10 protein-coding genes are annotated in these 13,421 nt (G+C 64.7%); 2 read left to right on the top strand and 8 right to left on the bottom strand.

All coding sequences use genetic code 11. The features are described 5' to 3' along the window. Positions 1–71: 71 nt before the first annotated feature. From AC5STI_RS05750 to AC5STI_RS05720, 7 genes are all read right to left on the bottom strand, one after another. Entirely contained in the window at positions 72–653 is a 582-nt protein-coding gene (locus AC5STI_RS05750; protein WP_495445991.1) for a nucleotidyltransferase family protein, read from the bottom strand. 259 nt (positions 654–912) lie between these two features. After that, positions 913–3,330, bottom strand: a complete 2,418-nt coding sequence (locus tag AC5STI_RS05745; RefSeq protein WP_495445990.1) for a GcvT family protein — start codon at positions 3,328–3,330, stop codon at positions 913–915. Between the two features lie 108 nt (positions 3,331–3,438). Next, on the bottom strand, positions 3,439–5,073 hold the full coding sequence (locus AC5STI_RS05740; RefSeq protein ID WP_495445989.1) for an MFS transporter: 1,635 nt from the start codon (positions 5,071–5,073) through the stop codon (positions 3,439–3,441). A 37-nt stretch (positions 5,074–5,110) separates the two neighbouring features. Next, positions 5,111–6,421: an HlyC/CorC family transporter gene (locus AC5STI_RS05735; RefSeq protein ID WP_475052427.1), complete on the bottom strand. Its 1,311-nt coding sequence runs from the start codon at positions 6,419–6,421 to the stop codon at positions 5,111–5,113. A gap of 62 nt (positions 6,422–6,483) precedes the next feature. Then, positions 6,484–7,428 (bottom strand): site-specific tyrosine recombinase XerD, encoded by a 945-nt coding sequence (locus AC5STI_RS05730; protein ID WP_490397913.1) that lies wholly within the window; start codon positions 7,426–7,428, stop codon positions 6,484–6,486. 1 nt (position 7,429) lies between these two features. Beyond that, positions 7,430–8,947, bottom strand: a complete 1,518-nt coding sequence (locus AC5STI_RS05725; RefSeq protein ID WP_475052421.1) for a hypothetical protein — start codon at positions 8,945–8,947, stop codon at positions 7,430–7,432. Then, a complete protein-coding gene (locus tag AC5STI_RS05720) occupies positions 8,937–9,086 on the bottom strand; it encodes a hypothetical protein (RefSeq protein ID WP_167332331.1) in 150 nt (49 codons plus the stop codon). Before AC5STI_RS05720 ends, AC5STI_RS05725 begins: the two co-directional genes overlap by 11 nt. 81 nt (positions 9,087–9,167) lie before the next feature. On the opposite strand from AC5STI_RS05720, the gene AC5STI_RS05715 reads away from it, so the two are divergent. Continuing rightward, a complete protein-coding gene (locus AC5STI_RS05715) occupies positions 9,168–9,758 on the top strand; it encodes a shikimate kinase (protein ID WP_495445988.1) in 591 nt (196 codons plus the stop codon). After that, positions 9,758–10,864, top strand: a complete 1,107-nt coding sequence (gene aroB / locus AC5STI_RS05710; RefSeq protein ID WP_495445987.1) for a 3-dehydroquinate synthase — start codon at positions 9,758–9,760, stop codon at positions 10,862–10,864. The genes AC5STI_RS05715 and aroB overlap by 1 nt, the downstream gene beginning before the upstream one ends. 79 nt (positions 10,865–10,943) lie before the next feature. Here the strand turns inward: aroB and AC5STI_RS05705 are convergent, their stop codons facing one another. Then, on the bottom strand, positions 10,944–13,115 hold the full coding sequence (locus tag AC5STI_RS05705) for a methyl-accepting chemotaxis protein (protein WP_495445986.1): 2,172 nt from the start codon (positions 13,113–13,115) through the stop codon (positions 10,944–10,946). Positions 13,116–13,421 lie beyond the last annotated feature (306 nt).

Here is a 13,421-nt window from a genome sequence, read left to right as displayed (position 1 = left end):
AATGGCAGATAAGAGCGAAGCGCAGGAAGGCAGGGCCTTGTGCCCTGCCTTCTCTGATTCAGCGGCGCGGGTCAGCGGCTGCGGCGCCAGGCGGCCCAGTCTTCAGGCGTGTCCAGGTCGGTAAGCGCGTGGCGGCCGGGCAGGGCAACCATCTGCACGGTTTCCTGTTTCAGCACGCTGCGAGCCCCCTGATCGCCACTAAGGGCCTGCAAGGCCGCGAAGCAGCGGCTGGGAAACAGCACCGGATGGCCCGGGGTTCCGTCCTCGGCTGAGGCGCGAACGATGGGGCTTTCAGCTCCGTGGAAATGCGCCGCAAGATGCAGCATGTCCTGGGTCTCCACTTCCGGCATGTCGGCGGGCAGGATCATCACGCCGCCGCACCCCTCGGGCAGCGCCGCGACCCCGCGGCGGATCGAGGCGGCCATGCCTTCGTCCGCGTCCGGGACTGGAACGGGTGTTGCTGTGCCAATGGCAGCTGCGCGGGGATGGGCCGTGCCGGGCACTGTCACAAAGACCGGCAGTCCGGTCAGTGCGGCGCGGCGGCAGACCTGGGACAGGAGAGGCTGGCCGACCACGTCCTCCATCAGCTTGTCTCGGCCCTGCATCCGCGAGGAGGCACCGGCGGCGAGCAGGAGAATGGCGATGACGGTCATGCGATTCCGGTCCTTGGTTCCTGGCCGCAATGGCGGATGCCTCCGGCGGGAGTATTTTTGCAAAGATGAAGAGCGGGGGCCAGAAAAGATGTGGTTCGAGAAAGGTCATAAGAGCTGACCTAATGTTTCGCGCGCGAAACATTCGGGTAACGGTACTGACGTTTGTGTTGCGCAAGTGCCGCCGCGTCAGCGTTCTCTCCCGTGGCAACGGGGCGGGTTCAGGTCAGGTACACTGACCTGAACCCCGTGTTTTTCAGGCTCAGCCGCGCATCCGGGCGCCGTCGGCGTCAAACAGCGGCTGGGTGATGAGGCGGGCCTTGTACATCTTGCCGAGGATTTCGATTTCCACTTCCAGGTTTTCCCTGGCTGTCCCCGTGGGGACAAACCCCAGCGCAATGGATTTCTGCGCGTGGTGCGAATAGCCGCCTGAGGTGCAGAAGCCCACGACCGCGCCGTCGAGCCAGATCGGCTCATAGGCGACCACATCGGCGTCGTCCGCTTCGACTTCAAAGGCGCAGAGCTGGCGGGCGGGGCCTGCCTCACGTTCGGCCTCAGCTGCGGCGCGGCCGATGAATTCAACGGGTTTCTTGAAGGAGATGAAGCGGTCCAGCCCGGTCTCTGCGGCGGTGTAGTCGGGCGAGAACTCCCGCAGCCAGGAGCCGAAGAACTTGTCCAGGCGCAGCGACATCATCGCCCGCATGCCGAAGGGCTTCATGCCGTGCGGCTGGCCTGCGGTCCAGAGCACGTCCCACAGGGCCCGCTGGCTGGGCAGGTCGCAATAGATCTCATACCCCAGATCGCCGGTGTAGCTGACACGCTGCACGATGCAGTCGGCCATGCCCACGGTCAGGCGGCGCACATCCATGAAGCGCATGTCCGAGATGTCCTGACGGGTGCAGGCTTGCAGGACTTCGCGGGCCTTGGGGCCTGCGATCTGGAAGCCGTTGCGGGTGTCGGAGATGTTTTCGAGGGACACACCTTCGTTCAGGTTCTGCAGGAACCAGCGCATGTGGTATGCCTGCGAGCCATAGGAAGCGGTGAGCTGGAATTCTTCTTCCGAGAGGCAGGAGATAGTGAAATCGCCGATCAGCCGGCCCTTGGGCGACAGCATCGGGGTCAGCGACAGGCGGCCCGGCTGCGGCACCCGGCCGGCCATGATGCGGTCGAGCCAAGCGCGGGCGCCGGTTCCCTTGACCAGATATTTGCCGAAGTTGTGGACCTCGTTGATGCCCACGTTTTCGCGTACGGCTTTGACTTCGCGGGCGGTGGCCTCAAAGGCGTTGGAGCGGCGGAAGGACGGGGTCTCATAGCGCGGCTCGTCACCCTCGGCGAAGTAGTTCGGGACCTCCATGCCGTATTGCGCACCCCAGACCGCGCCCATGCCATCGAAGATATCGTACATTGGCGTGGTGCGGAACGGGCGGGCTGCGGGCAGCTCCTCGTTCGGGTAGGCGATGGAGAAGCGCTTCTGATAGTTTTCAATGACTTTAGGCCGCGTGTAGCCCGGGGTGATCCAGTCGCCAAAGCGGGCGCAGTCCATCGCGAAGGTGTCGCGCTCGCATTCGCCCTCGACCATCCACTGGGCCAGCATCAGGCCGACACCGCCGCCTTGGGAGAAACCCGCCATGACGGCGCAGGCGGACCAGTAGTTGCGCATGCCGGGCACCGGGCCGACCAGCGGGTTGCCGTCGGGGGCAAAGGTGAAGGGGCCGTGGATTACGGATTTGACGCCTGCGGCCTCCAGCGCCGGGAAACGTTTGTAGGCGAAGGCGATGGAATCCTCGATCTTGTCGAAGTCATCGGGCAGCAGCTCATGTCCGAAGTCCCAGGGGGTGCCATCCACCGCCCAGGGTTTGCAGGGCTGTTCGTAGAAGCCGATGCAGAGGCCGCGGCCCTCTTGCCTGAGGTAGCTTTCGCCGGCGGGATCCATCACATGCGGATGCTCGCCGCCGCCGTCGATGATCTCGGCGATCATCGGCACCTCGTCGGTGACGATGTACTGGTGCTCCATCGGGTGCAGCGGGAAGTAGACGCCGGCCATGGCGCCGACCTCACGCGCCCAGAGGCCGCCTGCGTTGACGACGTGTTCCGCGTGGATGGTGCCTTTGTTTGTCACCACGTCCCAGGTGCCGTCCGGGCGCTGGTTGGTCTCGATCACCTTGCAGTGGGTTTCGATCGTGGCGCCGCCCATGCGCGCGGCTTTGGCATAGGCATGGGTGGTGCCGGAGGGGTCGAGGTGGCCGTCGAGGGGGTCATACAACCCGCCGATGATGCCGTCGACATTGGTGACGGGGGCGATCTTCTTGATTTCTTCGGGGGAGACGATTTCGGTCTCCAGCCCCATGAAACGGTGCTTGGCGCGCTCTGCCTTCAGCATGTCGAAGCGCTCCTGGGTTTCGGCCAGGGTGACGCCGCCGACGTGGTGGAGGCCGCAGGACATGCCGGTGATCTCTTCCAGCTCTTTATACAGCTTGATGGTGTAGCCCTGCAGCGCCGCCATGTTGGTGTCGCCGTTGAGCGTATGAAAACCGCCCGCCGCGTGCCAGGTGGAGCCGGAGGTCAGTTCCGAGCGTTCGATCAGCATGACATCGGACCAGCCGAGCTTGGTCAGGTGGTAGAGGACAGAGCAGCCGACGACGCCGCCGCCGATCACTGCCACGCGGGTGGTGGTTTTCATGTGGGCCTCCCTGAATAGGTGTTCCCCGCATTCTGTACAGAAGTGAACAGTAGTCCAGAAGAAAAACGGCACGGTATGCCGCTTCCAGACCGTCTGCGCCGCCCAGGGTTATTCAGAGGTGCGGAAGCGGCTGTTCTGGATGATGAAAATTGCCGTCAGCGGCGCGGCCAGGAAGATCACGCCAACCGTGATCAGCAACATGCCAAGCTGGGAGTAATCCGCCGGGGTGGTGATGTTGCCTGCCGAATCTGTGACCTCGCGCGTGACCACGAAGATTTCGTTCAGGTATTTGGTGCCGAGGCTGGAGGCCGAGAGCGCCAGATTGGTGAAGGAGGCCATTACCGCAAAGAAGGTGGCCTTGAGCCCCGAAGGCGCGTTGCGGGCGATCCAGGCGAGCATCGGGATCATCGCGACCTGGCCCAGCGGCGATTCCACGGCGGTGTCGACGATGGCGATGAAGCGGGCATCCACCACGCCGCCGGTCATTGCCGCCGTCCAGTGGTGGGCGCCGTAGTAGAGCGCGATGTTGGGCAGGCTGAGGACCGCCTCGGTTATCGCCAGGAAGGCAACGATCCAAGCGATCGGGCGGCTGGCCATCATCGGGCGGAAGATCAGCATGCCCGCCAGCGTCAGCAGCGAGGTTATGAGGGACAGGACCGACAGGAACTGCTGGTCGAAGCCCAGCACGTCGATCTCAAACCAGGTCGCACCGGGGCCGCGCAAGGGTGTGGCGCGGTAGACAAAGATGATAATGGCGGTGCCGATCAGGGCGCGGGCCTGATCCGTGGGCAGCACGGCGACCAGCTGGCGCATCAGGAACAGGACGATGGCCATGGAGCCGGCAAAGACGATTTCCTGCGAATAGGGCACGTCGCCCAGACCCACGGCGAGGGAGAGCGCGACAAAGGCGCCGCCGCCGATGAAATACCAATGGTTCGGGGCGACCGGCTCGCGCGGGAGTTCGATGCGGCTGCGGATGTCGGCTTCGGCCACTCCAGCGCGGCGAAGCTGCGCGGCCTTGCGCCATTTTTGCCAGATCGCCAGCGCCACGCCGGAGAGCGAGATCACCGGGATCAGCAGCGCAAGGGTGAAAACAAAGCCGTAAAGCGCGCCTTTCTCCGGCTGCGGCAGGGCATCGGCGCCGTCGAACAGAGCGACGTTCAGGGCCGCGGCGGCGCTGGAGCCGCCGATCAGCGCGATCCGCCCGAAGGTCTGCATGGTGGTGTGCAGGGACTTGGTTTCAGAGTCGGGCAGCGGATTGCCCTGCGCGTCGGTGTGCGGCACGGCCTCCACCGACATGGCATCAGCCACCACGTCCTGCAGCACGAACCCGCAAGGTGCGAGCAGTGCGGCAGTGACATACCAGGCATTGAGCGGCATCACCGCGCCCATCATCGCCGGCTCCAGAACGATGGCGGCCAGGATACCATAGCTGCCGGCCATCAGCCCCGCGCCTGCAAGGATCAGCAGGTATTTCCAGCGCCAGATCAAGTCGACCAGATGGCCCAGCGGCATCTTCAGCGCCCAGGGCAGGCCGACCCAGAATGCCAGTCCGGCCAGAAAGGCAGCCGACAAGTCCAGGTATTCTTTGACAAAAAACGAGGCGGCGACGGTGGTGATGCCCTGTGCGCCATAGGCGAAATAGATCAGGAGCGGCGGCAGGAAGGACCAGCGGAGCTGCCGGAACAGCTCCAGCACGACCCGGTCGAACCCGTTCCAGGCCAGCATCGCCGCGCGCGTCATGACTGCACCTGCCTCATCACAAGCCGCATAGCTGGGCTCACAACAGGGGCCGGATCTTGAGCCCGGTGACCCGGTTGCCTTCCCGTTCGGTCACCTCAAAGCGGAAGCCGTGGAAGGAGAACACCTGGCCCTTGGTGGGGATCATCTGCGCCTCGTGGATCACCAGGCCCGCGATGGTGTTGGCTTCGTCGTCCGGCAGGTTCCATTCGGTGGCCCGGTTCACGTCGCGGATGGTGGCGGCACCGTCGACCAGATAGGAGCCTTCGGTCGTTTTCTTAACGATGCTTTCCTCGTCCGGGTCGAATTCGTCGGTGATTTCGCCAACGATCTCTTCCAGGATATCCTCGAGCGTGATCAGCCCTTGCAGGGCGCCGTATTCGTCCACCACCAGCGCAAAATGCGAGCGCATCCGCAGGAACTGGCGCATCTGTTCGTCCAGGGTGGTGGTTTCGGGCACGAAATAGGGGGCCTTGGCGACCTTGGTGATGTCGAAGGATTTGAGCCGTTCGCTATCGCCCTCGGCACCGCCGGCCTCGGTGTACATCGTGCGGAACAGATCCTTGGCGTGAACCACGCCGATAATGTTCTCCTGCTCGCCGCGGAACACCGGCAGGCGGGTGTGCTGGCTTTGCAGGCATTGCTCCAGAATGGTTTCGGGTTCCGCATCCGCGTCGATCATCTCGATGTTGGAGCGGTGCAGCATGATCTCCTCGACAAAACGGTCGGAGAGGTCGAGCGCGCCCAGGATGCGGTCGCGGTCCTCTTTCTCGACCACGCCTTCGGAATGGCCCAGGTGCAGGGCGCCGGCAATCTCCTCGCGCACAGCCATGATGTGGCTGTCCGGGTCGATCTGCACGCCAAACACGCGCAGCACTCCGCGCACGAAGAGGCGCACCGCGCCCACCACCGGCGACAGCACCTTGACGATAATAGCGATCGGTGCCGAGACCGCCGAGGCGGCCTTTTCAGCGTTGGAAATGGCGTAGGTCTTGGGCAGCACCTCGGCAAAGACCAGTACCAGGAGGGTCATTACCAGAGTCGCCATCGCAACGCCGCTTTCACCAAAGAGGCGGGTGAAAAGCGCAGTGGCCAGCGAAGCCGCCAGGATGTTGACCACGTTGTTGCCCAGCAGGACCGAACCGATAAGCCTTTCGTTATCTTCGGTAATCAAAAGCGCGCGTCTGGCTCCCGCCGAACCTTTGTCGGCCTGGCTGCGCAGCTTGCCGCGGGAGGCGGCGGTCAGCGCGGTCTCGGAGCCGGAAAAGAAGCCGGAGCACACAAGCAACAGTGCAATCGAGCCGGCGGTGATCCAGAAATCGCTGTCAAAAACAGTAGTGGCGGGGTCCATTTGGAGTCCGTTGTTGAGAATGTCTGCACAGTTATGGGGTCTGGCCCGCGCCGCTTCAAGCGTCAGGCCTGATCCTGTGCCAGCGGGTGATGCTCCAGCACCAGTTCTTGCAGCCGGGCGTCCAATACGTGTGTGTAGATCTCGGTGGTGGCAATGTCGGCGTGCCCCAGAAGCGCCTGTATCGCGCGCAGGTCGGCGCCATTGGCCAGCAGGTGGGTGGCGAACGCATGGCGCAGCGTGTGGGGGGTGACCTTGTCCGGTGAGACGCCGCCGGTCACTGCCAGTTCCTTGATCAGCAGGTAGAAGCGGTGCCGGGTCAGGTGGCCGGACTTGCCGCGGGAGGGGAACAGGAAGCGGGAGGCCGGGTTGCCCTTTGCTTCGCGCGCGGCCTCTGCCTCGTCACGGACTTGCAGCCAGACTGCCAGCGCCTCGCGCGCGGGCGGCGACAGCGGAACCATGCGCTCCTTGCCGCCTTTACCCATGATCAGCAGCATCCGCGGGTCGCCGCGGGCAGCGGAGACCGGCAGCGACACCAGCTCGGTCACCCGCATGCCGGTGGCATAGAGCAGCTCCATCAGGCAGGTGTTGCGCAGCCGGTCGGCCTTGCTCCGGCCGGTCTGGCGGGCCGCGTCCAGCAGGCGGTCGACCTCGATCACCTCGAGCGTCTTTGGCAGCCGTTTCTCGCGGCCCGGTCCCCGGATCTGGATCGCGGGATTGTCTTCGCGCCAGCCTTCCTCAAAGGCGAAGCGGTAGATCTGCTTCACCGCCGACAGCCGCCGGGCCCGGGTGGAGCGCGCCAGCCCTTGGGCGTCGCAGTTGATCAGATAGGCCTCGATATCGTCCTGGGAAGCGGTGAGGAAATCCAGGGAGCGGTGCTCCAGCCAGGCGGTCAGGTCCTTGAGGTCGCGGCCATAGGCCAGGAGCGTGTTCTGCGACGCGCCGGTCTCTGCTGCCTGGGCATCGAGGAAGGTAGAGATCCATTGGAAGTTCGCGGAAGGAGCTGCCATGTCACTGACGCTCCAGCAGCATCAGCTGCAATGAGGCGCGCCGGGCGGTGTCCTCCAGCCCAACCGCACGGAAAGCGGCCAGCGCGGCGGTCAGGTCGCCCAGGTTGCCGTCGGAACCTTGCGCAAACAGCACCATGCTGCGCAGGATCGCTTCGCCCAGCTGGCCATTGTCCAGCAGCTGCCGGATCACGGCGGGGACGGGCGGTTCTGCGGCGAATCCCAGCGCAATGGCTTCCGCCAGCGGCGACGGGGCCGGGACCTCGCCGGGGCGTCCGCGGGCGAGGCTTGCCAGGAACTGCTCCCGGGTTCCTTCCGCTGGGGCGTCATGCGCGGCCAGTTCATAGAGCGGAGACAACAGGCGGATACGCCAGGCCAGCGCTTTGACGGGGCCGTCCAGCCCGGCGCGCGCCAGCGGCTCGGCAAAGAGGTCGGCAAAAACGGTCTCGGTGCCCGCCTGCTGCATCGCCTCCCATGCGCGGGGCAGGGAAGCGGCAACTGCTTCGGCACGGCCGGAATTCAGGTCGTGCTCCAGCTGCTGCACCGCCGCAACCCGGTCCCAGATGCCGCCCGATGCGGCCGGTTTGCGGTCGCTGAACAGGCCGAGATACTGATTGGGGTTGAGCGCTCCGCCGCGGGCCAGCCGCTCCGCCGCTTCCAGCTGCGCTTTCCAGCCGGCAATGTCGCGCAGATCCGCCGCGGCAAAGGCCGGCGGCAGCGGCGACGTGGGCATCGGCTCGCCAATCGTTTCGAACAGGCGGAAGGTCAGCGGATCCGGTTCCGCCGGATGGGGCAGCGGCGGCGCCCCCTCAAACAGGTCGGGATTGAGGAAACGGTCCAGCAGGTCCATCCGCTCCTTGGGCAGCAGTTCCAGCGCATGGGCGGTTTCCAGCATCAGCGCCGCAGTCGGCCAGTCGCCGCGCCGCGCCGCACAAAAGATTCTGTCGTCATAGCTGTCCGTCAAATGCGGCTCGGCGGCCAGTGCCTTGCAGGAGGCATCCTCGCTGCCGGTCAGCAGGGTGGCATCGAACCAGCGGGCGAACCGCTCCTTGTTTTTGGCCGGGCCAGCATGTTCCGCCAGTGCTTGCGACGGGTCCGCAGCCCCGAGCGCCAGCAGCCGGTCGAGCCGGGCCAGCAGGATCTTGTCCTTGGAGGCTGCAGGCGGGCGGCTTTCCGACAGCAGAAGGGTGAACAGCAGCGCCTGCATCGCCGGGCTGCCGCGCACCGGCACGGTTTCGATCAGGCGGGCGACCTCATCAGCACTGCTGCCGCGCCACATGTCGGGCGGAAGCCCCGTTGCGGCAGCCGGAACCAGCCCGACAGGCGGCAGAAGCGCCTCCAGCGGGGTGACGGACACCGGCGGCACCGTGGCGGTGCCGGTGACCGGCGGTTCCAGCAGAACGGTGCCGGGCAGGCCGCTGCGCGGCTGCGGCTGGTTCAGCCAGTCAATCGCTGCCAGGGGCTCGTTGGCGAAGGCATTGCCTGCCAGCATAACCCCTGCGGCAGCCGCCTTAATCCGCATTCAGCACCACCGGCTTGCGCACTTCGGTGCTGGGCGCGCGGAAATCGGCGCCGAACCACGGCCCCACATAGGCGTAGCCAACCAGCCCGATACCGGCCAGAACTACCAAATAGACCAGATACTTAATCAAACGCCCCATATCGTGTCCAATGCCTGTTTCCTGCTCTTTTGACCAAGTTATATATTCCCTTTTGCGCAAGATCACGTCATTCACTGAAGAATGAGCGAAAAAGAGCAAAGCAGCGGCCAGAAGGCGGCGGGCCCGGTGCCTGGGCAACTGAAGAAAACCATCGTGATGGTGGGGATGATGGGAGCCGGCAAGACCGCTGTGGGGCGGGCGCTGGCGGCCCGGCTGGATGTGTCCTTTCTGGACAGCGACCATGAGATCGAGGCCGCTGCCAACATGACCATCCCGGAGATTTTCGCCCGCGACGGCGAGCCGTTTTTCCGCCAGAAGGAGCGGCAGGTGATTGCCCGCCTGCTGGAAGAGGAGCGCGGAGTGCTGTCGACCGGCGGCGGCGCGTTCCTGGCGCAGGAGAACCGTGAGGTGATCACCGCCAAAGGGGTTTCTGTCTGGCTGGACGCAGGTTTGGATGTGCTGTGGAACCGGGTCCGCCACCGCGACACCCGGCCGCTGCTGCGCACCGCCGATCCCTATGCGACGCTTCGGGGCCTGTACGAGCAGCGGGTGCCGCTTTATGCCAAGGCCGATCTGACGGTTGCCTCTGACGGCCAGGCCGCAATCGAAACCATGGTTGACCGCGTGCTGGACGCCTTGAAGGCACGCCCCGATGTACTGGAGTGGAAATGATGGAACGTACGGTTCACGTGCCTCTGGGCGACCGCGCCTATGACGTCGTGATCGGGCCCGGGCTGCTGGCGCAAGCGGGCGAGCGTATCAGGCCGCTGCTGAAACGGCCGCAGGTGGCAGTGCTGACCGACGAGACCGTGGCGGAGAAGCACCTGGACGCTTTGCGCGCCGGGCTGGCGGCTGCGGGCGTGGAGATGACGGCGCTGGCCCTGCCGCCGGGCGAGGCGACCAAGGGCTGGCCGCAATTCACGCGGTCGGTGGAGTGGCTCTTGGAGCAAAAGGTGGAGCGGGGCGACGTGGTTGTCGCCTTTGGCGGCGGGGTGATCGGGGACCTGGCCGGTTTTGCCGCTGCTGTTCTGCGCCGCGGGGTGCGGTTTGTGCAGATCCCGACCTCGCTACTGGCGCAGGTCGACAGTTCGGTCGGCGGCAAGACCGGCATCAACGCGCCGCAGGGCAAGAACCTGATCGGCGCCTTTCATCAGCCCTCGCTGGTTCTGGCCGATACCTCGGTTCTGGAAACGCTGAAGCCGCGCGACTTCCTGTCCGGCTATGGCGAGGTGGTGAAATACGGGCTGCTGGGCGATGCGGCGTTCTTTGCCTGGCTCGAGGAAAACGGCCCGGCCCTGGCGGCTGGCGATGTCGCCGCACGGGTCGAGGCGGTGGCGCGCTCGGTGCAGATGAAGGCGGACATCGTCGTGCGCGATGAGACGGAGCAGGGCGACCGGGCGCTGCTGAACCTGGGCCATACTTTCTGCCATGCGCTGGAGGCCGCGACCGGCTATTCGGACCGGCTGCTGCATGGCGAGGGCGTGGCGATCGGCTGCGCGCTGGCGTTTGAGCTGTCGGCGAAACTGGGGCTGTGTTCCCAGGAAGACCCCAGCCGGGTGCGGGCGCATCTGAAGGCGATGGGGATGAAGACCGATCTGGCGGATATCCCCGGCGAGCTGCCCGGCGCCGCGGCGCTGCTGGAGCTGATGGGGCAGGACAAGAAGGTTGTCGCGGGCCAACTGCGGTTCATCCTGGCGCGCGGCATTGGCGAGGCCTTTGTGACCGGAGACGTGCCGCCGGAGCAGGTCCTGTCGGTGCTGCGCAGCGCCGGCGCCTGACGGGCGGGATTAGACAGGAAACCAAGAGGGCAGCCGCAGTGGCTGCCCTGTTTGTATTCAATGCAGGCGGCGGCCCGGCTCAGGCCGCGGCGCTGCCGGAGTCAAATCCGGGCTGACCGGCGTCAAAGCCGATGGTCATGTGCGGCTCCCCTCTGCCGGACGGGCGGGTCAGCGCGGGCAGCGGGCCAGACGACCGGGGAACGGTGAACTGGGTGACAAGTACCCGCAGATCCTGCGCCTGCTCCGAGAGGGAGGTGGTGGCGGCGGTGGTCTGCTCGGCCATGGCGGCATTCTGCTGTGCCATCACTTCCAGCTCGCCGACGGCAGTATTGACATCGCCCATCTGCACCGACTGTTCCTTGATGTTGGCAGCGATCTCTACGGCCAGGCTGGAAATTTCCCCGACCTGTTCGTTCACGCTGGACATCGCCTGGCCTGCCTGATCGACCAGCGTGGCGCCGTTCTTGACCTGTTCGGAGCTGCGGGCGGTCAGTTCGTCGATCTGCTGCACCGCATCCGCACAGCGCTGCGCAAGCATCCGGACCTCGCTGGCGACCACCGCAAAGCCGCGGCCCGCGTCTCCGGCCCTGGCCGCCTCGACCCCGGCATTCAGCGCCAGCAGGTTGGTCTGAAGGGCGATATCCTGGATCACCTTGGTGATCTGCGAGATTTCCTGAGAGGATTCCTGCAGCTTGTCCATGGCGGCAACGGTTTTTCTCACCACTTGGTCGCAGGATTTGACTTGGTTCCGGGCACTGTCCGCCAGGTGTTCGGCACGATCCGCGTTATTTGCCGAATCCTGCACGCTGGCGGTCAAGTCGCGCATGGCTTGCGTGGTATTCTCCAGCGTCGCCGACTCGGCCTCGGTGCGGTGTGCCAGATCTGTTGAGGCTTCTGCGATCGACCGGGTGCTTTCGTCGACGCTCGTGCTCAGTTCGCCGATGGCGGAGAGTGCTTCACTCAGCGCGTGCAGGGAGTTGTTGAAGTCCGTGCGGATCGACTTGAACTGCTCTGGGAAGACCTCTTTGATCGGGTGGTCCAGCCGCTTGTTCTGCAGATCCGTCAACGCTGCGCCGATACGGCGGGCCACCAGCAGAACTTCTTCGCGGCGTGCCCGTTCGATCCGGGTTTCCTCTGCCTGTTTATGCTGGGTCACCGTGCGCAGTTCGACGACATTGCGGGCGACTGCGCCGATCTCGTCCCGGCGGCCCGCGCCGGGAACCTCGGTGCTGGCGTCACCTTTGGCAAGTTTCCTCAAGGCGCTGTTCAGCACGGACAGCCCCTTGGTCATATCGCGGGCGACGACCAGGCTGAGGGTGAGAACGGCCGCAAGCAGTACCGCAGCAAGGACGGCCATTTCGGTCAGCTGCTGATTGTTCTGCGCATCGTACGCCGCCATGCCGTCTTTGAGGTTCTGAATGAGGGCGGTTTCTCTGCCGCGCAGGACTTTCAGCATGTCTGTCGCGGCTGCGAACCACGCGTCCCCGTTCATGCCCGACAGGTCGCCGCCGGCCAAAATTGCCTGCTGGAATACCTCGAACTCCTTCACCTCAGGGGTGCTTTTCAGGCTGTTCACCGCGGCGCGTTCTTCGGCGGTGGCAAAGTCGAGAAAACGTGCCAGACGTTCTTTGAAGCGCTCGTGGCTGACGGCAAAAGCCTGAAAATCATCGGGCGTCCAGCCATTGGCAAACCCGACAGCGCCGGCAGCGCGTTCAAGCCCGGCCGCATCCTTGGCCCGCAAATAGAGCGACAGGGCAACAGCCTCGTTGAAGATGCCGGGGTCGTCGATCGTTTGGGCTATGGAAAGCCCGGTCTGGATCAGCGCGGTGTTCAAAGCGGTGTAATATCCGACCGCGGCGCGCACAGGTAAGGACCGGGCGGCGATCTGCTGGCGGACACCCGCTATCCGGTCCAGCTCCGTTTGTGCAACGCCAATGGACTGAAGGGCCTCGCCGCTCAGCTGGCCGCGGTCGATACCTTTAAGGCGGGAGAGAAATCCGGCTATAGCGGCGTCATTCTTCTTGCGCATGTCAAGCAGCGCTTCCGGCATCGCCGCAGAGGCTCCGCCAAGGTAGCCTGCGCTCATCCCGCGTTCGACCTGCAGCGTGTGCACAAGGCTGCTGGTGCTGTCCAGCAGCTCCCCGGCCAGCACAGTGTTCACCTGTGCGCGCTGGTACAGTTCGACCAGCTTGTTACCCATAAACCAGAGGCTGAGGAGCAGCGGCGCTGCCAGCAGCATTGTGATCTTCACCCTAATGGAGAGGTGCTGCAAAAAACGCATACTCATAACCAGAACCTTTGTCACACAATTATCGCCATGATTGCATTCAGCATGCATCCGGTCTCTTAATATTCGGCTACTTGGGAGAACGGGGCGGCGCACGTCAGGAACGCCCGGGCCAACTGGTTCGAAGTCAACCGGCGGAGTGGTGTTCAGTTCGGCATGCTATTGAAACTTCTGGGAAAATGCGAAGAGTGCGAAGGAGCATCCGCCTGCCGGCACTGTATTTTCCGAAGGGAGCGGCTCCGCCGCCGGGGCAGGAGGCTGCCGTGCAAA

The organism is Leisingera sp. CC-HEC096, assembly GCF_059429235.1.
This window is presented reverse-complemented; position numbering and strand designations above follow the sequence as displayed.